Raw genomic sequence first — 23,634 nt, 5'->3', positions numbered from 1 at the left:
CGCTACGGCGGGCGCTTACCCCCGCTACCCAGCACCGGGATCAGCAGCAGGGTCAGCAGCGACAGCCCCGCCCCGACCCCGAACGTCCACGCCGGTCCTGCGCTGTCCCACAGCCATCCGGCGAGCACGCTTGCGGCCAGCAGCGCAACGCCCGACACCAGGTTGAACACGCCGAACGCGGTGCCGCGATGCTGCTCCGGCGCCACGCCGGCCACCATGCTTGCGAGCACCCCCTGGGTCAGGCCCAGGTGGAGCCCCCACAGTGCGGCACCGACAAGCACCCACGTCGCATCGTTGGCCAGGACCAGTGCCAGGTCCGCCAGCGCGAGCATCACCATGCCACCCGCCAGCAGCATCGCCGGGGGCATCCGGTCCGCCAGGCGGCCCGCCGGATACGCCGTCGCTGCGTAGGCGAGGCTCATCAACGCCAGCACCAGTGGCACGTAGGCAAGCGCCAGGCCGACATCCGTGGCGCGAAGGATCAGGAACGCCTCGCTGAACCGCGCGAGCGAGAACAAGGCGCCCAGCACCGCCAGCCGCGCAAAGCCGGAGCCGAGCCGCGCAAGGCCCGGCCGGGTCAATGGCGGAGTGGCGCGCCCATGCTGCCGGGGCGGTTCCCGCAACCGGAGCAGCAGCAGCACCGCAACCGCGCCTGGCAGCACCGCCCACCAGAGCACGGTGCGGATGTCGCCTGCATGCAGCCACATCAGCGCCATGGCCAGCAGCGGCCCCAGCACGGCGCCGACGGTGTCCATGGATTGGCGCAGCCCGAAGGCCGCACCCATGACGGCGGGAGGCGTCACGTCGACCACCAGCGCGTCGCGGGGAGCACCCCTGATGCCCTTCCCCAGGCGGTCGAGCAGCCGCGCAAGCGTCACCGTGGCGACCGAATCGGCCAGCGGGAACACGGGTTTGACCACGGCCGCCAGGCCATAGCCCAACAGCACCAGCGGCTTGCGCCGGCCCACGGCATCGCTGAGATAGCCGGAGAACACTTTCACCACCATCGCCAGCGACTCCGCCGCGCCCTCGATCAGTCCGATCGCCAACATGCTTGCCCCCAGGCCCTGGACCAGCAGCACGGGCAACAGCGCGTGCACCATTTCCGAGCCCATGTCGGTGAACAGGCTGACGAAGCCCAGCGTCCAGACCGTGGGCGGGACGGGCAGGCGCCGGAAACGGGAGGTCGGCCTGGCCACGCGGCTCAATGCCGGTCCTGACCGGCCACGGGTCCGGACAGCGCCGCGACAGGGCGGGTCCTGAAGATGACGCGCCCGCGATAGGGCGTGCCCAGCGGGGTGGCGACGAATCCCAGCGCCGCGATCCGAAGACGGATGCCGGGCCACCGTGACTGCTTGCAGATCCAGACCGCTCCGGGCTGGTCGGCGGCCTCCGCGAGTTCGGTCGCGAGATCCTCGTCATCGACCGGATTGAAGCGTGCCCTGGCCCCGGCAGGAACCGGATCCAGGCCGATCTTTTCGATCTCGGCATCGAGGTGCAGGCGCAGTCCGTAACGCGTCATGTCCTCGACGAAGATCACTTCGTGCACCGGGCCCGGCGCCCGCTCGTGGATCGCGACGGCCCACTGCGACGCGTCCTTGTGCGTGGGCCAGAAGCTCGCGGCAAGCTTCAGCGCCAGCAGCACCACGACCCAGGCGGCCAGCCACGGCCACCGCGGCAACGGCCGGTGTTCCTTCCGGCGCTGGACGGCGACCAGCAGTGCCAACGGCACGAACAGCGGCAGCAGGTACAGCGGCAGCCGGGACTGGGCCAGGCAGAACACCAGCAGCGGCAGCAGCACCCACAGCGCGAGGAAGAGCGCCGCAGGGTCGGCCTGCCGGCCTTCGACGCTGCGCCACCGCTGCAGGTCGGCCGGCAGTGCGCGCAGCCATCGCCACAGCGCCGGCGACCACGGCATGGTCCCCACGACCAGGGTGGGCGCATACACGAGCAACCACCCGTACCACTGTCCGTGGCGCCCGAACTTGTCGGTGACGACACGATTCACCACCTCGTCGCCCACGAAATACTCGAGCAGCCCCGGATTGTCGGCGACGACCGCGACAAACCAGGGCAGCGCCAGCAGGCAGAACAGCGACAGCCCCCACAAGCGGAACCCGGGATGCCGGCGCCACACCAGCCAGTCGAATGCCAGCAGCACCGGCAACGGCAACAGTCCCGGCGGCCCCTTGGTCAGGAACGCCAGCGCGAAGCCCACCCACATGAGGCCCCCCCAGGCGCCAGGATGCCGGCCCGACATCCGCGCCTCGACGAACGCCCATACCGCCAGGGTCTCGAATGCCGCCAGCAGGAAGTCGGTCGTGACCATCTGCGACGCCCCGAACGGGAGCAGCATGGTGGCGTAGGCCAGCGCGGCAGTGCGTTCGCAGCCCGGCGCCAGCCGCCTGCCGATGCGCCAGGTCAGCCAGATGCACAACAGGTAGCAGAGCGCCGCCGGGAGTCGCGCCGCCGCCGCGGTCTTGCCGAACACGCCCACGCTCGCGGCGATCGCCCAGTAGGTCAGCGGCGGCTTGGTCCAATGGCCGACATCGCCGCTGCGCTTCGGATTGAGCCAGTCGCCGCTGTCCAGCATGTTGAGCGCCACATTGGCGTAGCGCCCCTCGTCGGGATCCCACAGCCCGCGACTGCCGAGGAACGCGAACGCCAGCAGGATGCAGAGAAGCGCGAAACCCCAGGCGCTGCGATCCCTGACGACCCGAAGGTCGACGGGACGGACTGCGCCCGGAGGGTGATGGAGTCGGAGGAAGCGCATGCGGCGGCCTGCACGTGGAGCCGGCATCATCGCCGCGGCCGCATCGGAGAATTGTCGCAGCGCCGCCGCGCCTAGAAGGCAACGCCGCCTTCGGCTTCGTGCAGTCCACGCAGGCGGGCGCCCAGGGCGGCCACGTTGGCTTCGGCCTGCTCCAGTGATTCCCGCGTCGCCCGCGGCAGCCGGTCACGGGCCGCGGCCCGCAGGCGGTCCTCCAGCGCGCGCAGGCGGGCCGCACGCGCGCCAGCGCCGGTACGGGCCTGCGTGCGCTCGGCCGCCAGCGGCAGGCCGTAACCCGGCAGCGACAGCAGGGCCGAAGGACTGGCGAGTGCGCCACCTTCGCGCAACGCCTCGGCCAGGATCGGCAGCAGCCCGTCGCCGGGCACGTCGGTCGCGCGCCGGTAGGCGCTGCGGCCGGCGTCGCCCGCACGGAACACGAGCCGCTTGAGCGCATCGCGCGCCTGCTGCTCCTCGCGGCGCAGGGCCGCCTCTTCCAGCAGCAGCAGTGCCGCGGACGCGCGCATGTCGCCGCGTTGCAGCCACGGCGCACGTTGCGCGGGCGCCATGCGCAGCCAGTCCGCCACGGCGGCGTGTTCCAGCGCGAGGATCTCGCGTGCGGTGTCGTACAGCGCCTGGTAGTGGGCGTTCCAGGGCTCGAAACGGTAGCCGAACCGGCGCGCCTCGTCGGCATCCGCCGGCACCGCGGAATCGTCGACCAGCCCGGCGCGGCGCAGGCGCCGGAGCAGGCCCTTCGGCGTGATGCTGGCGAGGTCGGCCGCGGACGCGCGCGGCAGTCCGTCGTGCAGCAGCTTCCAGGTTTCCACCGCGCAGTTGTTGCCGACGAAGCGGTAGCGGCCGTCGTAGCTCCAGTGCACGCGCGCCGCGCGTTCGAGCAGCGCGGCGATCTCGCCGGCGGACAGCCGCAGCGGGATCGATGCCAGCGGGCGCATCTCCACCCGCGTGTACTCGTCCACGACCTGCTGCAGCGGCAGCACGAACAGCCGCGACGGATAGCCACCGGTGAGCCCGCGCCAGCTCGAGAGCTGCAGGTCGTCGACGAACGCGCGGAACGAAAGCACGCGGTGGTGGTCGAGGTCGAGGCGGCAGTCGGGCCCGGGCGCGCGTCCCGGGGCGCAGACCACGAGGCGCAGCATGCTGTGTCCCCAGCGGCTCGACATGGCTTCGCCGTCGCCGGCGAGGAGGTAGTCCACGGCGACCACGCGCGCCGGATCGAGTTCCAGCAGCGGCGCGGCATCGGCATCGGCGAGTGCGCCGGCGTCGACGTAGGGCAGCGTGGCGGCGCAGGCCGGCGCCTCCGGCGACCAGCCGAAGTGGGCGGCGAAATGCGCATGCAGCGCCGGGCGCCGGCAGGCGTACGCCGGATCCAGCAGGAAGTGCTCGACGTTCACCGCCACGAACTCCGCGGGCGACGCCAGTTCGTAGGCATCGGGGCTGCGCGCGTTGAAGGCATTGCGTGCGCCACGACCGGGCCACAGCGGCCGCACCTGCCAACCGGCCAGGTCGAGCGTGCGCGGATCGCGCGAGATACGGCCGGGACCGTGGTCCCAGGCGTGTGCGACCTCGTGGACGAGCGCCGTCACCGCGGCATCGCGCCCCTCTCCCGCCGACCCGTCCTGCCACGCGGCCAGCAGGGCGCGGTCGAGCAGGATGCGGCGCCCGCGGATGCGGCCGTGCACCTGCGCCGGCAGGTCGTCGCGCCAGCCCAGCTGCAGCGTGGCGTCCCAGTCCCGCAGCACGGGCGGCAGGCGCGGCAGCGTCGCCTGCACCAGCCGCCGGCTTGCCTCGGCATCGGCCGCGGTCGCGCCGCTTTCCGCGGTGACCTGCAGCGCCGCATGCGCGGGCCACGGCACGGCCAGCGCACACAGCAGCAGGCGCCTGGCCCAGCGGTGCATCAGCGCATCAGCGGGCGAGGATCGCCCGCGCCAGTTCAAGGTCGCTGGCGTCGCGCGCCGCGGCCGACTGCCCGCGCAGGTGGCGCAATGCCGCCTCGAGGCGTGCACCGCGGATGCGTCCATCGGTGGCGACGAAACCGGCCGCATCCTCGCGCGCCTGCAGCACGATCTTGTCGTTGCCGGACGTGGATCCGGACGAGCCGGCGCTGGATGCCGACGAGGCACCGCCGCTGGTGCCGGCGAAGCTGGAAGCGTGGACGGGGGCAACCGCGAGCAGCAGCAGCGCGCAGGCGGGGAAGAATCGGGTCATGGCGTGGGGTCGCTGGTGGGGGATTCGGCGTCGAAGAGCTTGCCGGGATTGAGGATACCCGCCGGGTCGAGGGCGAGGCGCAGCGCGCGCATCACCGCGATCTCGGCGGCATCGCGTGTGGAGCCGAGGAAGGCCTTCTTGACCAGGCCGATGCCGTGTTCGGCGGAGATGCTGCCGCCGTGGCGGTTCAGCAGGCTGGCGAGGTGTGCGGTGACCGCGCCGCAGCGCGCCACGAACTGATCCTGCTCCATGTCGGCGGGCTTGAGCACGTTGATGTGCAGGTTGCCGTCGCCGATGTGCCCGAACCAGACGACCTCGAAATCCGGATATTCGGCCGCGAGCAGCGCCTGCGCCTCGGCCAGGAACGCGGGCATCGCCGACACCCGCACGGCCACGTCGTTCTTGTAAGGCAACGATGCTGCGAGGCTTTCGGTGATGCCCTCGCGAAGGCGCCAGAGCTGCGCCGCCTGCGCGTCGCTGCCGGCAATCACGCCGTCGGCCACCCAACCCTGCTCCGCGCAGTGGCTGAAGGCGTCGAGCAGGCGCGGATCATCGGCGCCGTCGGCCGCGAACTCGGCCACCACGTAGTACGGATGCACGTCGGCGAACGGCGCCTGCGCGCCATGCGCGACCACGTGATGCAGCGCGCGGTCGGTGAAGAACTCGAATGCCTCCAGCGCCAGCCGTTCGCGCAGCGCCTGGAACACCTGCATCAGCACCGCAAACGAGGGCAGCGCCAGCAACATGGTCGCGGTGGGCGGCGGCGGCGCGGTGAGTCGCAGCGTGGCCTCCACCACCACGCCCAGCGTGCCCTCCGAGGCGATGGCCAGGTGGCGCAGGTCGTAGCCGCTGGAGTTCTTGACCAGGCCGCGGTTGAGGTCGAGCACGTCGCCGGCGGCGGTCACCAGCTTCAGCCCGGCGACCCATTCGCGGGTGTTGCCGTAGCGCAGCACGCGGATGCCGCCGGCGTTGGTGGCGATGTTGCCGCCGATGGTGCAGGAGCCGCGGGATGCGAAATCGACCGGGTAGTACAGGCCATGGCTGCGCGCCGCTTCCTGCACCGTCTCCAGCGCCACGCCCGCCTCGACGACCAGCGTGCGGTCGACCGCATCGAAGGCAAGTACGCGGCGCATGCGTTCCAGGCTCAGCACCAGTTCGCCGTTGGCCGCCACCGCGCCCCCCGACAACCCGGTGCGCCCGCCCGAGGGCACCACCGCCACGTTCTCCGCGCCAGCCCAGCGCAGCACCGCGACGACCTGCTCCACGCTGGCCGGAAACGCGATCGCCAGCGGCGCCGGCGTCCAGCGCCGCGTCCAGTCCTGGCCGTAGTGCAGCAGGTCGTCGGCGGACGTGGCCAGCGCCAGGCCGGGGACGGCCTCGCACAGGCGCTCGAGTCGTGGATCGCTCATCTGGACCGCTCAGCGTGCATTGCGGCCAGCCTGCCAGCCACGCGCGCCAGCGTCCAGCGCTGCGGTGCAACATGCGGCGCCCGCTGGCACACTGCAGGGCCCGCCCGGCGCATCCGCATGCTCAAGACCTCCTACCCCCGCAAGGATATCCGTGTGTTGCTGCTGGAGGGCGTCAGCGACAGCGCGGTCGAGGTGTTCCGCAACGCCGGCTATTCGAACATCGAGGCGTTCGCATCGTCGCTGCCCGAGGACGAGCTGCGCGCGCGCATCGCCGAGGCGCACATCGTCGGCATCCGTTCGCGCACCCAGCTGACGGCGGACGTGCTGGCCGACGCCAGGCGCCTGCTGGCGGTCGGCTGCTTCTGCATCGGCACCAACCAGGTGGACCTGGACGCGGCCGAGCTTGCCGGCGTACCGGTGTTCAACGCGCCCTACTCCAACACCCGCAGCGTGGCCGAGCTGGTGATCGCCGAGGCGATCATGCTGATGCGCGGCATCCCGCGGAAGCACGCCGAATGCCTGCGCGGCGGCTGGCTGAAGTCGGCGACCGGCAGCCACGAGGTGCGCGGCAAGACGCTCGGCATCATCGGCTACGGCCACATCGGCACCCAGGTCGGGCTGCTTGCCGAAGGCTTCGGCATGCGCGTGCTGTTCCATGACATCGAGGCCAAGCTGTCGCTCGGCAACGCGCAGGCCGCGATCGGGATGGACGACCTGTTGGCGCGCGCCGACGTCGTCACCCTGCACGTGCCGGAAACCCCTGCCACGCGCCTGATGATCGGCGCGTCCGAACTCGCGGCGATGAAGCCCGGCGTGCACCTGATCAACGCCTCGCGCGGCACCGTGGTCGACATCGACGCGCTGGCCGCGGCGCTCGACAGCGGCCAGGTCGGCGGCGCGGCGGTGGATGTGTTCCCGGTCGAGCCCAAGGGCAACGAGGATGCGTTCACGTCGCCACTGACGCGCTTCGACAACGTCATCCTCACTCCGCACGTCGGCGGCAGCACGCTCGAGGCGCAGGACAACATCGGCATCGAGGTGGCGTCGAAGCTGGTGCGCTACAGCGACAACGGCAGCACGCTGTCGGCGGTCAACTTCCCCGAGGTCACGCTGCCTGGGCACGAAGGGAGCCAGCGACTGCTGCACATCCACCGCAACGTGCCGGGCGTGCTGTCGCAGGTCAACGACATCTTCTCGCAGGCGGGTGTGAACATCGACGGCCAGTTCCTGCGCACCGACAGCAAGGTCGGCTACGTGGTGATCGACATCACCGCGACGCCGGAGCAGGCGCAGGGCCTGCGCACGGCGCTGGCCGCGGTGCCCGCCACGCTGCGCGCGCGCATCCTCTACTGAGGCGCGCGCCCCAGCCACTTGCACGCCATGCGGCGCAGTGACGGGTCGATGCCGTCGTCGGCGGCGACGGCCGCGATGTCGCGCCAGGCCAGCGCATGTGATTCGTCGCTGACCACGAAACGCTCGTCGGCGCCGGCGCGCACCACGTAGCGCACGTCGTGGTGCCAATGGCCGGGCACCTCATTGCGCGCCGGAATCCAGTGCCGGTCGAGGTCGAAGATCCCGCCCTCGAGCACCAGCCCGACCAGTCCGGTTTCCTCTTCGGCTTCGCCCAGTGCGACGCGCGCGAGATCGCGGTCGCCGTCGGCATGGCCGCCGGGCTGCAGCCAGCGATCGAGCTTGCGATGGTGGGTGAGCAGCGTGCGCCGGCCGTCGGCGCTCACCACCAGCGCCGACGCGGTGAAGTGGCCGGCCAGGCGCGTGCGCAGGAAGGGATCCTCGCGGTCGCGCAGCAGCGCGATGAACATGTCCGCGGCCTCGGCCTCATCGGGCATGCGCATGCCATGCGCGGCGAACGCGGCTGCGAGCCGCTCGATGGCGGGATCGTCACCTGGGTGCAGATGGATGGTGCGTTGCGACATTTTTTGGCTCGTGCCCGGCGCTCCATTATCGCCGCGCGCAGGCCCCGCGATGCCGCTTGTGATCCCCGCCATGCTTTGGCAAGGTACGGCAGCCATGGTGCCTGTGGCACCGTCCAATGCAGCGCGGTCCCCACGCCGTCCGTTGCCACAACGAAGGGGAACACGCGAATGCTCAGAGACCTCATGCGGGTCAAGGCGATCGAGCCTGCTCCACACGTGGATGCCGGCGAACCGGTCGAAGGCAGCCTGCAGGGCGAAGTGAGCCTGAAGCGCACGCTCACGGCGACGCAACTGTTCCTGCTCGGCGTGGGCGCGGTGATCGGCGCGGGCATCTTCGTGCTGACCGGCCATGCCGCGGCCGAACATGCCGGCCCGGCGGTGGTGCTGAGCTTCGTGCTGGCCGGATTCGCCTGCGCACTGGCGGGCCTGTGCTATGCCGAATTCGCATCGATGATGCCGGTCTCCGGCAGCGCCTATTCCTACGCCTACGCCACGCTCGGCGAGTTCGTGGCGTGGTTCATCGGCTGGTGCCTGGTGCTGGAATACCTGTTCGCGGCCTCCACCGTCGCCGTGGGCTGGTCCGGCTACCTCAACGGTTTCCTCGGCACGCTGGGCGTGCCGATCCCGGACGCGCTGTCGATGGCCACGTTCACCGTCACCAACGGCGAGTTCGTGCGCACCGGCGCGATCCTCAACCTGCCGGCGGTGGCCATCGTCGCTGCGGTCAGCGGCCTGTGCTACGTCGGCATCACCCAGTCGGCGTTCGTGAACTCCATCATCGTGGCCCTCAAGGTCACGGTGATCCTGCTGTTCATCGGCTTCGGCCTGCAGTACATCGACCCGGCCAACTGGCAGCCCTTCATCCCCGCGAACGAGGGCCCGGGCAAGTACGGCGTGGAAGGCATCGTGCGCGGCGCGTCGATCGTGTTCTTCGCCTACATCGGCTTCGATGCGGTCTCCACCGCCGCCGGCGAAGCCAAGAACCCGCAGCGTGACATGCCGATCGGCATCCTCGGTTCGCTGGTGTTCTGCACCATCGTCTACATCGTGGTCTGCGGCGTGCTGACCGGCCTGGTGCCGTACCCGCAACTGTCGACGCCGAAGCCGGTGTCCACCGCGCTGGAGGCCTACCCCGACCTGCTGTGGCTGAAGTCGGTGGTGGAGGTCGGCGCGATTGCCGGCCTGTCCTCGGTGATCCTGGTGATGCTGATGGCGCAGCCGCGCATCTTCTACAGCATGTCGCGCGACGGCCTGCTGCCGAAAATCTTCGGCAAGGTCCACACGAAGTACCAGACGCCTTACGTGGGCACGATCATCGTCGGCGCGATCGCGGCATGCCTGGCGGGCTTCCTGCCGATCGGCCTGCTCGGCGAGATGGTGTCGATGGGCACCCTGCTGGCTTTCGCCACGGTGTCCGCCGGCGTGCTGGTGCTGCGCCTGAAGCGGCCCGACCTGCCGCGTCCGTTCCGCGTGCCGCTGGTGTACATCGTGTCGCCGCTCGGCGTCGCGGCCTGCCTGTACCTGTTCCTGCCGCCGTTCATGGAGCACTGGCCGCTGTTCGTGGGCTGGATGGTCATCGGCATGGTGATCTATTTCGGCTACGGCCACTGGCACAGCAAGCTGCGTACGCGCTGAGGACAAGCAGCCATGACTGACGTGGTCGCCAGCGCAAAGAAGATCGGCCCGGTGCTGGCGACGTTCGTTGTCGCCAACAACATGATCGGCTCGGGGTTCTTCCTGTTGCCGGCCACCCTGGCCAAGTCCGGCGGCGTGACCGCGCTGGCCTGGCTGCTCGGCACCATCCTCGCGGTGGTGCTGGGCGCGGCGTTCGCGCGGCTGGCGCGCGCCTACCCGGACATGACCTCGCCCGACGACTACGTGCGGCCGGCGCTGGGCCGCGACATGGGCTTCCTGGCGACCACGCTGTACTGGATCTCGTCATGGATCGGCAACAACGCGATCGCGGTGGCGGCGTTCGGCTACATCGTGGCCCTGCTCCAGCTCGGTGACGGTCCGGGCATGCGCCTGTTCGGGCAGATCGCGCTGATCTGGCTGATGTTCGCCATCAACCTGATGGGCCCGCGCCCGATCGCGCGCTTCCAGTCGCTGTGCGTGGTGTTCGGCCTGCTGCCGGTGGTCGCGGTGCTGACCGCGGGCTGGGGCAGCTTCGACCCGGAGATCTACCGCGCCGCATGGAACGTCAGCGGCGAGACCGACGCGGTGGTGGTGATGGCGTCGCTGGCGCCGATCTTCTGGGCGTTCGTGGGCCTTGAGACCGGCGCGATGGTCGCCGGCGTGGTGCGCGATCCGGACCGCAACGTGCCGCGCGCCACCATCGGCGGCATCCTGATCGCCGGCGTGGTCTACCTGGTGTCGTCGGTGTTGATGATGGGCATCGTGCCCGCCGAACGCATCGCCGAATCGAGCGCGCCGTTCGCGCTGGTCGCGGGCGAGATGTTCGGCGTGTGGGCGGTGCCGGTGATCGCCGCCGCGGCGGCCATCAAGGCCACCGGCACGCTCGGCGGATGGATGCTGGTCAGTGGCGAGTCCGGCGCGCGCGCCGCGCACCGCGGCTTCCTGCCGGCGATCTTCGGGCGCCTGCATCCCAACGGCTCGGCGCGCTGGGGGTTGTTCATCATCGCCTCGGCCATGACCCTGATCGCAGTGTTCACGTTGGCGCCGACGGTGTCGTCGCAGTTCGAGACCATCATCAACATGGTGGTGACGCTGGTGGTGATGGCTTATATCGCCGCCGGCCTGAGCCTGTTGCTGGGTTCGCCGGAGCTGCCTTCCGGTCCGCGCGAGCGTCTGCTCGGAATGGGCGCGCTGGTCGCCTGCGGCCTGCTGGTCTACTCCACGCCGGTCGACACGCTGGTCGGCGGGCTGGTGATCGCACTGCTGTGCTGGGCCGGCTACCGGGGCTTCGCGCGCCGCGCCACGCGTTAGACCCGCGCGTTAGACCCGCGCGGTAGAATCGGGGCATGGTCGACACCCTGCCCTACGACATCCACGCGCTGCGCGACCGCGCCGGCGAACTCATCATCAATGTCCGCGAGCTTTCGGCGGCCGGCTGGACGCCCGCGACCAGCAGCAACTTCTCGCGCCGGCTCGATGACCGCCATGCCGCGATCACCGTATCCGGCCGCGACAAGGGCAAGCTGTGCGAGGCCGACATCATGGTCGTCGACTTCGACGGCAAGGCGGTCGGCAGCGACCACCGGCCCTCCGCCGAGACCCTGCTGCACACCCAGCTCTACCGCAGGTTTCCCGACATCGGCTGCGTGCTGCACACGCATTCGCGCACGCAGACCGTCGCCTCGCGCCTGTACGCCGGCGCCGGCCACGTGCACCTGGCCGGCTACGAGCTGCTGAAGGCCTTCGCGGGAACCTCCACCCACGAGGTGGAACTCGACCTGCCGGTGCTGCCCAACAGCCAGGACATGCCCACGCTGGCCGCGCAGGTCGACGCGCTGCTCGACGACGGCCCGATGTGGGGCTACCTGATCGACGGCCATGGCCTGTACGCCTGGGGCCGCGACATGGCCGAGGCGCGCCGCCACCTCGAAGCTTTCGAGTTCCTGCTCGGCTGCGAGCTGGACCTGCTGCGGCTGCAGCCGCGGCGCTGAACCAAAGGAGATCCCGACATGAGCCGCCTGCGCATTTTTGCCGACGACGCCCCCACCACCCCGCTGCTCGACACCAGCGCCGGCGACGCCATCGCGCGCGAACTGAATGCCATCGGCGTGACGTTCGAGCGCTGGCAAGCCACGCAGCCGATCGCCGCCGGCGCCACGCAGGACGAGGTTCTCGCCGCGTACAGGGCCGACGTCGACCGCATCAGCGCCGAGCGCGGATTCACCTCGGTCGACGTGATCAGCATCGCGCCCGACAACCCGAAGCGCGAGGAAATGCGCGGCAAGTTCCTCGACGAGCACTTCCACAAGGAAGACGAGGTGCGGTTCTTCGTGGCGGGCTCCGGGCTGTTCACCCTGCACGTCGACGGCAAGGTCTACGAGATCGAGTGCGTCAAGGACGACCTGATCGCGGTCCCCGACGGCACCACGCACTGGTTCGACATGGGACCGGAGCCGGAATTCGTCGCCATCCGCTTCTTCCAGCAGCCCGACGGCTGGATCGGCCACTTCACCGGCACCGACATCGCGCGGAAATTCCCGCGCTACGAAAAGGGTTCGCGCTGAGGCGCGGCTTGCATGAAGACGACGGTACTCACTGACATCGAAGGGACCACGGGCAGCATCGCGTTCGTGCGCGACGTGCTGTTTCCGTATGCGCGGCGCGAGCTGCCGCGCTTCGTGCGCGAGCGTGGCCATGACCCCGAAGTGCGGCGCTGGCTGGACGAGGTGGCCACCGCGCATGGCGCGATGTGCGATGACGCGATGATCGTGGAGACGCTGCAGGGCTGGATCGACGAGGACCGCAAGCACACCGCGCTCAAAGCCCTGCAGGGCATGATGTGGAGCGAGGGTTACCGGCGCGCCGATTTCACCGCGCACATCTACCCCGACGCGGTGGCCGGGCTGCGCCGCTGGCACGACGCGGGCCACCCGCTGGCGGTGTACTCATCCGGTTCGGTGCCCGCGCAGAAGCTGTTCTTCGGCCATTCCGATGCCGGCGACCTGCTGCCGCTGTTCGACGCCTTCTTCGACACCGAGGTCGGCGGCAAGCGTGAGGCCGCGAGCTACGCCAACATCGCCGGACGCCTGCAGCGCGAGCCGGGCGACATCGTGTTCCTGTCCGACGTGGTGGCCGAACTCGACGCCGCGCGCGATGCCGGCCTGCGCACCGTGCTGGTCGACCGGCTGCAGGATTACCCGCAGCCGCGCACCGGCGATGCGGCCAACGGCCACGCGCGCGTGGATTCGTTCGACGCCATCACGCCCTGATCGTTCTGCCTAGGGCGACGTGCCGTGTCCCGGTTCGGCCTGGTCCAGGCGATACCGGGTCGCGGCCCGCTGCTCGCCGAGCCAGCGGTCGAAGGTGCGCACCTCGACCTCGTGCTCGCCCGGGTCCAGGTCGGTAGGCAGCGCCCCGCGCCACAGGTGGGCCGAGACTTCGGCTTCGGGCGAGCGGTCGTAGCCGCGCAGCGCGCCTGCCGCGTCGTCGCGCACGTTCTCGGCCAGCAGGCGTGGATCGGCGCGCGACACCTTGTCCATCGCGCGCCAGGCGCCGCCGTCGATGCGGTACTCGACCACGCTGTCGTCCTCGCCCATGAACACATTGGCGTAGACCGCCCAGGCGGGATAGGCGCCGTGCCGCAGCACTGCGGGCGCGTGCAGCGCCATCGCCGCGGTGAGCGACGGGTTGTCCGCGGGCAGCCGCGCGGGATGCCAGGACAGGCGGTAATCGCCGTCGGCATCGATCTTCAGCAACGCGTGGCCGTTGGGCGTGCCGTCGGCCATGGTGGCGTCGGGGATGCCGTCCGCGTCCGGGGCACCCGACCAGAACGCGCCGCTGGCCGCGCCGACGTTGTACTCGTGCAGCGGCGTGGCGCCGTGCCAGCCGTCAGCCGGCCCGTGCCGGTAATGGCGTTGGGTGTGGCGATGGCCGCTGAGCACCAGCACTCTCGGGAAGTCGCGCAGCAACACGAACAGCCGCTCGCGGTCGGCGCGGCGGAAGGTCTCGGCGCGGCCGGGCGCCGCGGTATCGAACAGCGGGATGTGCATCGCCAGCACCAGCAGGCGGTCGCGCGGCTGGGTGGGCAGCCAGGCCTCGAGCAGCGCGAACTGGTCCTCACGCAGGCCGCCGACGTAGCCGCCGCGCGCGCCCGGCAGCTTCACGACGTTGTCGAGCACGACGAAGGCGGCCTCGGGCTCCTCGCGCACATAGCTGTCCGGGCCGTAGCTGCGGTGGAACGCCGACAGCGATCCCTCGTCTCCTTCGGCACCCGGGTCGAGGTCATGGTTGCCCGGCACGTGCAGCCACGGGATGCCGAGCCTTGCGGTAACCGCGTTGACCTCCGGATACAGCGCGACGACGTCATCGACGATGTCGCCCAGGCTGATGCCGAAATCGGCGCCCATGCCGGCGTCGGCGCGCAGCGGCTCGACGATGTCGCGCGCGTAATAGTCGACATCGCGCATGGACTTGACCTGCGGATCGGCGAACAGCAGCACCGTCAGCGCGTCGCGGGCCGTGGCGGGTGCAGCCAGCGCCACCAGGAGCGCCACTCCAAGAATCCGGGTCGACCGAGGCATACATGTTCCGTCGCGAGCGATGGCCCATTATGCCGGCCGCCTTCGTTTGCAAAAGTACGATGCCGCGGGCATATGATCAGCCCTGGCGGGGGAGTAGGGGCCGACATGGAAGCAGGCACGTGCAGATGGGGATGATCCAGGCGAGGCCCGCGCCCGCCTGGCGGCTGCTGCTGACCTGCCTCTGCCTGCTCCTGGCATGCGCGACCAGCGCGTGGGCCGCGCCGACGCTGGGCCTTGGCGAGGCGACCCGCGAGATCGCGCTCTCGCCGTACATGAGCTACCACCACGACACTGAAGCCAGGGACCGGGTCGAAGATGCGTTGCGGCGCGTCGGCAACGGCGTGTTCGCCCCGCTGCCGCGCAACGATGCCGCCTTCGGCTTCCAGAAGGGGGCGTTCTGGTTCCATGCGGCCATCATCAACGAGAACCGTGCGGAACCGCGCTGGCTGCTGGTGCAGGCCTATCCGCTCAGTGACCAGATCGACCTCTATGTCCGCTACCCCGACGGTCGCATCGAGCACCGCGCGGGTGGCGACACCCTGCCCTTCGCCGAGCGCAGCATCCGTTACAGGCACCCCAACTTCCTGCTCGACCTGCCGGTCGGGCAGCGCGTGGAGCTGCTGATCCGGGTGCAGAGCCAGAGTTCGATGCAGGTGCCGCTGGTGCTGTACACGCCCAGCGCGTTCACCGAGATGTCGCGCGATGCTCAGTTTTCGATTGGCCTGTACTACGGGATCCTGCTGGCGCTGTTCTTCTACAACCTGGTGCTGTGGCTGGTGCTGCGTGATGCCAGCTACTTCTGGTACCTGTTCCACATCGGTGCATTCGGGCTGGTGCTGTTCTGCCTGAACGGCCTGGGGTTCGAATACCTGTGGCCGGACAACACCTGGCTCGCCGACAAGTCGGTGCCGCTGTCGATCAGCCTTGCGCTGGTGGGCATGCACCAGTTCGCGCGCGTGTTCCTCGGGCTGGGCGAACGCTGGCCGCGCGGCAACGTGGTCAGCATCATTGCCATTGCCGCGTTCGTCGCATTCGGCATCGCGGCGATCATCGTCCCGTACCGCATCATCACCCAGGCGGTGTCGCTGGCCGTGCTGGCCAGCATCATCTGGATCACGATCGTCAGCGTGGTGGCGCTGCGCCGCGGCTACGCGCCGGCGCGGCTGTTCCTGCTGTCGTGGAGCATGTTCCTCGCGGGCACGGGGGTATTCACCCTGGTCGCGTTCGGCGTGGTCCCCAAGTCGTTCTTGACCGAGTACGGCGTGCAGCTCGGCTCCGCCCTGGAGATGCTGTTCCTCTCGATCGCGCTGAGCTACCGGTATGCGTCGCTGCGCAACGAGAACGAACGCATCGTCAGCGATGCCAACCTGATGCTCGAGCGCAAGGTCGCGCAGCGCACCAGCGAGGTGCGGCACGCCCTGGTGCAGCTGGAGGAGGCGCACGCGCGGCTGCGCGATTCCAGTCGCCGCGACGGGCTGACCGGCCTCTACAACCGCACCTACTTCCACGAGGCCTTCGAGCGGATGCTGCGCGACTGCAACGATGACGGCCAGCCGCTGTCGCTGCTGATGATCGACCTCGACCACTTCAAGTCGGTCAACGACGAATACGGGCACCTGGTCGGCGACGAATGCCTGCGCTGGGCCACGCAGCGCATCGGCCGCGCGCTGCGGCCGCACGACGCGCTACCGGCGCGCTTCGGTGGCGAGGAGTTCGTGGTCGCGCTGCCGGGCCACGACCTGCACGCCGCGGTCGCGGTCGCCGAAGAGGTGCGCCAGTCGCTGCTGGCCGAGCCCTGCGTGTCGAACGGCGACATCATCCGCATGTCGGCCAGCGTCGGCGTGCACACCATCGAGCCGGGTGCGATCGACGACATCGACGACGCCTTCCAGATCGCCGACCAGGCGCTCTACAGCGCCAAGGCCAACGGCCGCGACTGCGTGAGGACGTCCATCTCGGCAGCCTGAGCCGGTGCGGATCGTGCTCACGCGCTGCGCGTGCGCAGCACCTGCTCCAGGTCGGACAATCCCAGACCGCGCGCGCGCAGCAGCACCAGCAGGTGATAGGCCAGGTCGGCGGCCTCGCCGAGCAACGCGGCGTCTTCCTCGACGACCGCCGCCAGCGCGGTCTCCACGCCTTCCTCGCCGACCTTCTGCGCGACGCGGCGGATGCCGCCAGCCAGCAGGCGCGTGGTGTAGCTGCCTTCCGGCATCGCGGCGGCACGCGACTCGACCACGCGGTCGAGCTCGGCAAGCGCGCTGCCGCGGGCCCCGGCGAAACAGCTGTCGCGACCGAGGTGGCAGGTGGGTCCCTGTGGCTCCGCCGTCACCAGCAGCGCATCGGCGTCGCAGTCGGTCTCGATGGCGACCAGCTTCAGGTGATGGCCACTGGATTCGCCCTTGGTCCACAGGCGCTGGCGGCTGCGGCTGAAGAACGTGACCAGACCGGTCTCGTGCGTGGCCGCGAGCGACTCGCGGCTCATGTACCCGAGCATCAGCACCCGCTGCGTGCGCGCGTCCTGCACGATCGCCGGCAGCAGGCCGCCGCCCTTGTCCCAGTCCAGCGCCGGCATGGCGTCACGCATCGCGCACCTCGATGCCCTGCTCTCGCAGGGCCTGCTTGAGTTCGGGAATGACGATTTCCCCGGAGTGGAAGACGCTGGCCGCCAGCGCGGCATCGACGTCGGCCTCGCGGAACACCTCGGCGAAGTGCGCGATGGCGCCGGCACCGCCGGACGCAACCAGTGGCACCCGGCACGCGGCGCGCGCGGCGCGCAGCTGTTCGATGTCGTAGCCGATCCTTGCGCCGTCGCTGGCCATGCAGTTCAGCACCACTTCGCCGGCACCGAGCGACTGCACTTCCTCGATCCAGTCGAGCGTGCGCCGCCCGGGCGCGCGCATCGCCACGGCATCCCCGGTGTGGCTGCGCACGCGCCACTCGCCGTCGGCCTCGCGCAACGAGTCGATACCGACGACCACGCACTGCACGCCGAACGCGTCGGCCAGCTCCGTGACCAGCGCGGGACGCTCGAGCGCCGGCGTGTTGACCGAGATCTTGTCGGCCCCCGCGTGCAGCACGCGGCGCGCGTCGTCGACGCTGCGGATGCCGCCGGCGACGCAGAACGGGATGTCCAGCAGCCGCGCCAGGCGCTCGATCCAGGCGATGTCGACGCTGCGCCCGCGTGGACTGGCACCGATGTCGTAGAACACCAGCTCGTCGGCCCCCTGGTCGCGATAGCGCTGCGCGAGCGTGGCGATGTCGCCGACGTCGACGTGGTCGCGGAAACGCACGCCCTTGACCACACGGCCGTCCTGCACGTCGAGGCAGGGAATGATGCGGCGGCTCAGCATGGTGGCGCCTGCGCGGAGATGAGTGCAGCGTCGTCGTACGCCAGCGCGTCGGCCAGCGCCAGGCGGCCTTCCAGCAGCGCCTTGCCGAGCACGATGCCGTCGCAGCCGATGCCGCGCGCTGCGGCGACGTCGGCGGCGTCGCGTGCACCGCCGCTGGCCTGCAGCCGCAGCATGGGCGCACGCGCGAGCAGCCGCGCGTAGAGCGCCAGGTTGGGCCCGGCCAGCATGCCGTCGCGGCCGATGTCGGTGCACAGGAGGTGCTGCAAGCCGGCGTCGGCATGGAACGCCACCAACGCGTCCAGTGTCTCCGCGGCGTCTTCGGTCCAGCCATGCGTGGCGGGGCGCCACTGCCCGTCGGCCGCCTGGCGCGCGTCCAGCGCGACCACGATCCGCTCGGCACCGTAGCGCGCGACCCACGCCGCGACCATCTCGCGCTCGGCGACCGCCAGCGAGCCGATGACCACGCGGTCCGCACCGGCCTCCAGCATCGCGGCGACATCGGCCTCGCCGCGCACGCCGCCACCGGTCTGTACCGACAACCCGGTCCGCGCCTTGATGCCGGACAGCAGCGGCGCCAGCGTGTAGCCGCCGGCGCGTGCCGCGTCGAGATCGACCAGGTGCAGCCAGCGCGCACCCGCTTGGGCATGGCGCATGGCCAGGTCCAGCGGCGCATCCGTGTAGCGGGACTCGCGCGAGTAATCGCCCTGCGCCAGCCGCACCACGCGGCCATCGCGGATGTCGATCGCGGGATAGACCGTGAAACTCATGTCCGCGCTCCAAGGAAGTTCTGCAGCAGTCGCGCACCGGCCGCGCCGGAGCGTTCCGGATGGAACTGCGCGCCGGCCACCAGGCCGTGCTCCACCACCGCCGCGAAGGCCGCACCGTGCGTGCAGTCAGCCACGCAGTCGCCGGTCACGGGCGCGGCGTAGCCATGCACGAAGTAGACCCATGCGCCGTCGTCGATCCCGGCCATCAACCGTGAATCGCCTCGCGTGCGCAGCCGGTTCCAGCCCATGTGCGGGACGCGCACGCCGGGTCCCGGGGCCATGCGCCGCACGCTGCCACGCAACAGTCCGAGGCAGGCCACATCGCCCTCCTCGGAAGACTCGAACAGCAGCTGCATGCCCAGGCAGATGCCCAGGAGCGGCACCGTCGGTGCTTTAAGCAGTGCTTCGAACCCGCGCTCGCGCAGCAGCCGCATCGCCGGCGCGGCGGCACCGACGCCCGGCAGGATCACGCGCGCCGCGCCGCGCAGCGCATCGGCATCGCGCGCGATGCGTGGCCGGGCGCCAAGCCGCTCCAGTGCGTGGCGCACCGAACCCAGGTTGGCGCCGCCGGCATCGATGACCGCCACGTCCATGGCTACAGCGTGCCCTTGGTGCTCGGCAGCACCTGGCCGCTGCGCGCGACCGCCTGCCGCAACGCGCGCGCGAAGGCCTTGAAGCAGGCCTCCACCTGGTGGTGGTCGTTGTCGCCTTTGACCTGCAGGTGCAGGTTCAGCCCGCAGGCGTCGCACAGCGAGCGGAAGAAGTGCGCCACCAGTTCGGTCGGCAGGTCGCCCACGCGCTCGCGCCGGAATGTGCCTTCGAACACCAGGTACGGCCGGCCGCCGAAGTCGAGTGCCGCGCTGGCCAGGGTCTCGTCCATCGGCAGGGTGAAGCCGTAGCGGCCGATGCCGCGCTTGTCGCCCAGCGCCTCGCGCAGCGCCTGGCCCAGCGCCAGGCCGGTGTCCTCGACGGTGTGGTGTTCGTCGATGTGCAGGTCGCCTTCGGCCTGCACCCGCAGCGCGATGCCGCCGTGCTTGCCGATTTGTTCCAGCATGTGGTCGAAGAACGCCAGGCCGGTGGCGATGGCCGGCTCCGCCACGCTGTCCAGGTCGATGTCCACGCGGATGCGGGTCTCGCGCGTCTCGCGCACCACGCTGGCGCGGCGCGCCGCGTCGACCAGGGCGTGCGCGATCGACGGCCAGTCCCACTCGCCACCGAAGCGCGATGAGCGCAGGTGGAAGCCGCGGATGCCGAGGTTGTCGGCGAACTGCATGTCGGTGTCGCGGTCGCCCACCATGGCCGAACGCGACCAATCGATGCTGCGGTCCTTGAGGTATGGCATGACCAGGCCCAGGCCGGGCTTGCGCGTGGGCGCGTTGTCGGCGGGCAGGCTGCTGTCGATGAGCACGTCGCGAAAGGTGATGCCCTGGCTTTCGAAGAACTGCATCATCAGCAGCTGCGGGCCATCGAAGTCCGCCTGCGGGAAGGCGTCGGTCCCCAGCCCGTCCTGGTTGCTGACCATGACGAACTGGTAGCCGGCATCGCGCAGGCGCAGCAGTGCCGGCACCACGTCGCGACAGAAGCGCAGCTTGTGCAGGCCGTCGACTTGCAGGTCGGCCGGCTCCTCGATGAGCGTGCCGTCGCGGTCGACGAACAGGATCGGTGTCATGGCGTGCTCCTCGCCGCGCGGAGCGCAGTCAATACGCGTTCGTTCTCGGCCGCCGTGCCGATGGTGATGCGAAGTGCATCGTCGAGGCCGGCAACAGCGCGCTGGTCGCGCACCACCACGCCCTCGGCCCGCAGCGAGGCCAGCGCGGCGCCGGCATCGGCGAAGCGCAGCAGCAGGAAGTTGCCCGCCGACGCATACACCCGGCGCACGCCGGGCAGGCCGGCCAGGGCAAGCCGCATGCGCTCGCGCTCGGCGACCACCAGGTCCACGCGTGCGCGCGTGGTGGCCAGGACGTCCGGCGCCAACGCGGCCAACGCCAGCGCTGCGCACGGTGCCGGCACCGGATACGGCGCCTGGCAGGCGCGCAGCGCGGCGATGAGGCCGGCATCCGCGATCACGCAACCGATCCGCGCCGCCGCCAGCGCATGGGCCTTGGACAGCGTGCGCAGCACGGCCAGGTTGGGGCAGCTGGCCAGCAGCGCGGTCGCCGAGGCCTGGCTGTCGAACTCCGCGTAGGCCTCGTCCACCACTACCAGCGCGCGGCCCGCGAGCCGCGCCGCGATCTCGGCAATGAGCGCCAGCGGAATCGCGCCACCCGTCGGGTTGGATGGCGAGCACAGGAACACGATCCGTGCGTTGCCCTGCACCGCCGCGGCGAGCAGTGCTTCGCCATCCAGCTCGAATCCAGCGTCGGTGTCGCGCAGCGGCACCTCGAGCAGCGGCGCTCCCTGCAGCCGCGCGCTGACCGCATACATGCCGAACACCGGCGGCGTAGCCAGCACCGCGTCGATGCCGGGACGGCACAGCGCGCGCACCAGCAGGTCGATCGCCTCGTCACTGCCGCGGCCCACCAGCAACTGGTCGGGTTTGCAGCCGTACAGCGCGGCCAGCGCGGCGCGCAGCACAACGGGCTGCGGCTCTGGGTAGCGGTTGGCGTCGCCGCCGGCATCGCCCGGGTTCGGCCACGCGCTTTCGTTGGCATTGAGCCAGACATCGCCGCGCATCGCTTCACCGCGTGCGGAGCGGTAGCCTGCGAACCCGCGCAGGTCCGGGCGCAGCAGCTCGATGGCCGCGCTCATGCGCATGCCTGCAGCGGCGACTGCAGCCGCAGGCGCACCGCGTTGGCGTGTGCTTCGAGCCCTTCGGCCTCGGCCAGCACGACCGCGTCCGGACCGATCGCGGCGATGCCCGCTGGCGTAGCAGTCTGCACGCTCAGGAAATTCTGGAAGCTGGCCACGCTGACGCCGCTCCACGCCGCCGCCGAGCCACCGGTCGGCAGCACGTGGTTGGTGCCGCTGCAGTAGTCACCCAGCGCCTCCGGCGTGTGGTCGCCAAGGAACACCGAGCCTGCGGCCGCCACGCGATCCAGCCAGGCGCGCGGCGCGCGCAGCGCAAGGATCAGGTGCTCCGGCGCATAGTCGTTGCTGATGGCGAACGCCTCGTCGAGCGTGTCCACCAGCACCAGTCGCGACGCCGACAGCGCCTCGCGCGCGATCGCCGCACGCGGCAACGCGTCCAGCTGCGCTTCGAGCTCGACCCCCACCCGCTCGAGCAAGGCCTCGCTGTCGGACAGCAGCAGCACCTGCGAATCCGGACCGTGCTCGGCCTGCGACAGGAGGTCCGCCGCGACCCACGCGGCGTTGGCGCCGGCATCCGCGATCACCAGCACCTCCGACGGCCCCGCGGGCATGTCGATCGCCGCCAGGCCCGCCTGCGCCACCTGGCGCTTGGCCTCGGTGACGTAGGCGTTGCCGGGGCCGAACACCTTGTCGCAGGCCGGCACGCTCGCCGTGCCGCAGGCCATGGCCGCAATCGCCTGCGCGCCGCCGAGCTTGAACACCCGCGTGATGCCGCACAGGGCCGCCGCCACCAACACCGCAGGATCCGCGCTGCCGTCGGCGCGCGGTGGCGTGCACAGCACGATGTCCGCGCAGCCGGCGAGGCTTGCCGGCACGCCGAGCATCAGCGCGGTGGACGGCAACGGCGCGCTGCCGGCGGGCACGTACAGGCCGACGCGGCGGATCGGGCGCACGACGCGCTCGCAGGTCACGCCGGGCGCGGTATCGACGGCGTAGTCGCCCTGCATGCCGGCGCGGTGGAAGGTTTCGATGCGTGCCCGTGCCGCGACCATCGCGCCGCGCAGGGTCGCGGACACCTGCGCCTGCGCGGCGAGGAAATCGCCGTCGCCCACCACGAACGCGTCGAGGTCGACACCGTCGAACCTGCGGGCGTACTCCGTCAGCGCCACATCGCCACGCAGCCGCACCTGCTCGATGATCCCCGCGACCGAGCGCGCGGTCGCCTCCGACGTGGCCTGCGTCGGGCGGCGCAGCGCGGCGTTGCGCGCGGTGGCATCCAGGGTGGACCAGCGCAGCCGCTTCATGCCAGCGTCCTCTCGACCGGCAGCACCATCAGGCCACTGGCACCCGCCAACTTGAGGTCCTCCAGCCGCTGCCAGGTCATCGCGCCATGGCACAGCGCCTGCAACGACAGGCTGTCGGCGCCGTCCAGCTGCATCACGGTCGGCGGCTCGGCGTCGGGCAGCAGCTTCATCAGGCCGGGCATCGCACTGCGCGGCGCCTGGAAGAGCAGCAGCCGGCTGTCGCGGATCTTCAGCACGCCATCCAGCCTGCGCAGCAGCAGTTGCGCGAGGTCGGCGCGGGCATCGGTGAACGGCTGCGGCGGACCTGCCAGCACGGCCTCGCTGCGCAGCAGCGTGGCCACCGGCACCAGCTGGTTTGCCGAGAGCGTGGCGCCACTCGACACCAGGTCGCAGATCGCATCGGCCTGCCCCAGCCGCGGCGCGATCTCGACCGACCCCGACAGCGTGACCACCGAAGCGGACACGCCGTTGGCCTGCAGCCACTGGCGCAGCAATGCGGGATAGCTGGTGGCGATGCGCGCGCCCTGGAGCTGCGCAGGCCCGTCCCAGGCCTGGCCTTCCGGCAGCGCGATGTCGAGCCGGCAGCCGCCGAACCCCAGCGCGCGCAGCTCGCGTGCAGCCGCGGCAGTGCCCTGCTCCGCGCGCTCGGCCGAGTATTCGTCCAGCACGTTGCGCCCGACGATGCCGTAGTCGCAGACGCCGTCGGCGAGCAACCCGGGGATATCGTCGTCACGCACCAGCAGCAGATCGACCGGCAGCGACTCGCCGTAGCAGAACAGGCGGTCGCGGCTCTCTCGCCACGACAGCCCGCAGGATGCGAGCAGGGCACGCGCCGGCTCGCCCAGGCGGCCGGATTTCTGGATGGCAATGCGCAATCGATCGCGGCGCGCCGCGGCGACGGGAGGACTCATGGC

General features: G+C 70.8%; 22 protein-coding genes. 7 read left to right on the top strand and 15 right to left on the bottom strand.

Going from position 1 to position 23,634, the window contains the following annotated elements; all coding sequences use genetic code 11:
- Positions 1-2 precede the first annotated feature (2 nt).
- From JHB91_RS01175 to JHB91_RS01155, 5 genes are all read right to left on the bottom strand, one after another.
- Positions 3-1,199, bottom strand: coding sequence for an MFS transporter (locus JHB91_RS01175; protein ID WP_343225034.1), 1,197 nt, complete (start codon positions 1,197-1,199; stop codon positions 3-5).
- 5 nt (positions 1,200-1,204) lie between these two features.
- The gene (locus JHB91_RS01170) at positions 1,205-2,773 is read right to left on the bottom strand and encodes a glycosyltransferase family 39 protein (protein ID WP_199470871.1); all 1,569 of its coding nucleotides are present in this window, start codon (positions 2,771-2,773) and stop codon (positions 1,205-1,207) included.
- Positions 2,774-2,844: 71 nt separating this feature from the next.
- Positions 2,845-4,683 carry a DUF4105 domain-containing protein gene (locus JHB91_RS01165; protein ID WP_199470869.1) on the bottom strand — a complete coding sequence of 613 codons (1,839 nt, stop codon included), beginning with the start codon at positions 4,681-4,683 and terminating at the stop codon, positions 2,845-2,847.
- A 7-nt stretch (positions 4,684-4,690) separates the two neighbouring features.
- Positions 4,691-4,993: a DUF2388 domain-containing protein gene (locus tag JHB91_RS01160; protein ID WP_199372983.1), complete on the bottom strand. Its 303-nt coding sequence runs from the start codon at positions 4,991-4,993 to the stop codon at positions 4,691-4,693.
- A complete protein-coding gene (locus JHB91_RS01155) occupies positions 4,990-6,402 on the bottom strand; it encodes an FAD-binding oxidoreductase (RefSeq protein ID WP_199470868.1) in 1,413 nt (470 codons plus the stop codon). Before JHB91_RS01155 ends, JHB91_RS01160 begins: the two co-directional genes overlap by 4 nt.
- A gap of 111 nt (positions 6,403-6,513) precedes the next feature.
- Here JHB91_RS01155 and serA point away from each other — a divergent pair, with 111 nt between their 5' ends.
- On the top strand, positions 6,514-7,755 hold the full coding sequence (gene serA / locus JHB91_RS01150; RefSeq protein WP_199373250.1) for a phosphoglycerate dehydrogenase: 1,242 nt from the start codon (positions 6,514-6,516) through the stop codon (positions 7,753-7,755).
- Here serA and JHB91_RS01145 read toward each other — a convergent pair.
- Positions 7,749-8,255, bottom strand: coding sequence for an NUDIX hydrolase (locus tag JHB91_RS01145; protein WP_233348146.1), 507 nt, complete (start codon positions 8,253-8,255; stop codon positions 7,749-7,751). The two genes, serA and JHB91_RS01145, sit on opposite strands and share 7 nt — an antisense overlap.
- 249 nt (positions 8,256-8,504) lie before the next feature.
- Between JHB91_RS01145 and JHB91_RS01140 the strand changes: the two genes are divergently transcribed.
- The 5 genes from JHB91_RS01140 to mtnC are packed head-to-tail and all read left to right on the top strand — an operon-like array spanning position 8,505 to position 13,240.
- Positions 8,505-9,971, top strand: a complete 1,467-nt coding sequence (locus JHB91_RS01140; RefSeq protein ID WP_199372986.1) for an amino acid permease — start codon at positions 8,505-8,507, stop codon at positions 9,969-9,971.
- 12 nt (positions 9,972-9,983) lie between these two features.
- Complete coding sequence (locus JHB91_RS01135) at positions 9,984-11,282, top strand: amino acid permease (RefSeq protein WP_199372987.1); 1,299 nt, start codon at positions 9,984-9,986, stop codon at positions 11,280-11,282.
- A 35-nt stretch (positions 11,283-11,317) separates the two neighbouring features.
- On the top strand, positions 11,318-11,962 hold the full coding sequence (locus JHB91_RS01130; protein ID WP_199372988.1) for a methylthioribulose 1-phosphate dehydratase: 645 nt from the start codon (positions 11,318-11,320) through the stop codon (positions 11,960-11,962).
- 18 nt (positions 11,963-11,980) lie between these two features.
- Positions 11,981-12,535, top strand: a complete 555-nt coding sequence (locus tag JHB91_RS01125; protein WP_199372989.1) for an acireductone dioxygenase — start codon at positions 11,981-11,983, stop codon at positions 12,533-12,535.
- A gap of 12 nt (positions 12,536-12,547) precedes the next feature.
- On the top strand, positions 12,548-13,240 hold the full coding sequence (mtnC, locus tag JHB91_RS01120) for an acireductone synthase (RefSeq protein WP_199372990.1): 693 nt from the start codon (positions 12,548-12,550) through the stop codon (positions 13,238-13,240).
- Between the two features lie 9 nt (positions 13,241-13,249).
- On the opposite strand, the gene JHB91_RS01115 is transcribed toward mtnC, so the two are convergent.
- Entirely contained in the window at positions 13,250-14,524 is a 1,275-nt protein-coding gene (locus tag JHB91_RS01115) for a calcineurin-like phosphoesterase C-terminal domain-containing protein (protein ID WP_234446938.1), read from the bottom strand.
- A 158-nt stretch (positions 14,525-14,682) separates the two neighbouring features.
- On the opposite strand from JHB91_RS01115, the gene JHB91_RS14045 reads away from it, so the two are divergent.
- Positions 14,683-16,518, top strand: a complete 1,836-nt coding sequence (locus tag JHB91_RS14045; RefSeq protein WP_199470867.1) for a diguanylate cyclase — start codon at positions 14,683-14,685, stop codon at positions 16,516-16,518.
- A gap of 17 nt (positions 16,519-16,535) precedes the next feature.
- Here the strand turns inward: JHB91_RS14045 and hisIE are convergent, their stop codons facing one another.
- The 8 genes from hisIE to hisG are packed head-to-tail and all read right to left on the bottom strand — an operon-like array spanning position 16,536 to position 23,631.
- Positions 16,536-17,135, bottom strand: coding sequence for a bifunctional phosphoribosyl-AMP cyclohydrolase/phosphoribosyl-ATP diphosphatase HisIE (gene hisIE, locus JHB91_RS01105; protein WP_199470866.1), 600 nt, complete (start codon positions 17,133-17,135; stop codon positions 16,536-16,538).
- Positions 17,128-17,901: an imidazole glycerol phosphate synthase subunit HisF gene (hisF, locus tag JHB91_RS01100; RefSeq protein WP_199470865.1), complete on the bottom strand. Its 774-nt coding sequence runs from the start codon at positions 17,899-17,901 to the stop codon at positions 17,128-17,130. Before hisF ends, hisIE begins: the two co-directional genes overlap by 8 nt.
- Entirely contained in the window at positions 17,895-18,668 is a 774-nt protein-coding gene (locus JHB91_RS01095) for a HisA/HisF-related TIM barrel protein (RefSeq protein WP_199470864.1), read from the bottom strand. The genes hisF and JHB91_RS01095 overlap by 7 nt, the downstream gene beginning before the upstream one ends.
- On the bottom strand, positions 18,665-19,261 hold the full coding sequence (gene hisH, locus JHB91_RS01090; protein WP_199470863.1) for an imidazole glycerol phosphate synthase subunit HisH: 597 nt from the start codon (positions 19,259-19,261) through the stop codon (positions 18,665-18,667). Before hisH ends, JHB91_RS01095 begins: the two co-directional genes overlap by 4 nt.
- A gap of 2 nt (positions 19,262-19,263) precedes the next feature.
- Positions 19,264-20,337: a bifunctional histidinol-phosphatase/imidazoleglycerol-phosphate dehydratase HisB gene (gene hisB / locus JHB91_RS01085; protein ID WP_199470862.1), complete on the bottom strand. Its 1,074-nt coding sequence runs from the start codon at positions 20,335-20,337 to the stop codon at positions 19,264-19,266.
- Positions 20,334-21,416, bottom strand: a complete 1,083-nt coding sequence (hisC, locus tag JHB91_RS01080; RefSeq protein WP_199470861.1) for a histidinol-phosphate transaminase — start codon at positions 21,414-21,416, stop codon at positions 20,334-20,336. The genes hisB and hisC overlap by 4 nt, the downstream gene beginning before the upstream one ends.
- The gene (gene hisD / locus JHB91_RS01075; protein WP_199372999.1) at positions 21,413-22,720 is read right to left on the bottom strand and encodes a histidinol dehydrogenase; all 1,308 of its coding nucleotides are present in this window, start codon (positions 22,718-22,720) and stop codon (positions 21,413-21,415) included. Before hisD ends, hisC begins: the two co-directional genes overlap by 4 nt.
- A complete protein-coding gene (gene hisG / locus JHB91_RS01070; protein ID WP_199373000.1) occupies positions 22,717-23,631 on the bottom strand; it encodes an ATP phosphoribosyltransferase in 915 nt (304 codons plus the stop codon). Before hisG ends, hisD begins: the two co-directional genes overlap by 4 nt.
- Between the last annotated feature and the right edge of the window lie 3 nt (positions 23,632-23,634).

The sequence above is a fragment of the Luteimonas sp. MC1828 genome, assembly GCF_016461615.1.
GTDB lineage: Bacteria > Pseudomonadota > Gammaproteobacteria > Xanthomonadales > Xanthomonadaceae > Luteimonas.
This window is presented reverse-complemented; position numbering and strand designations above follow the sequence as displayed.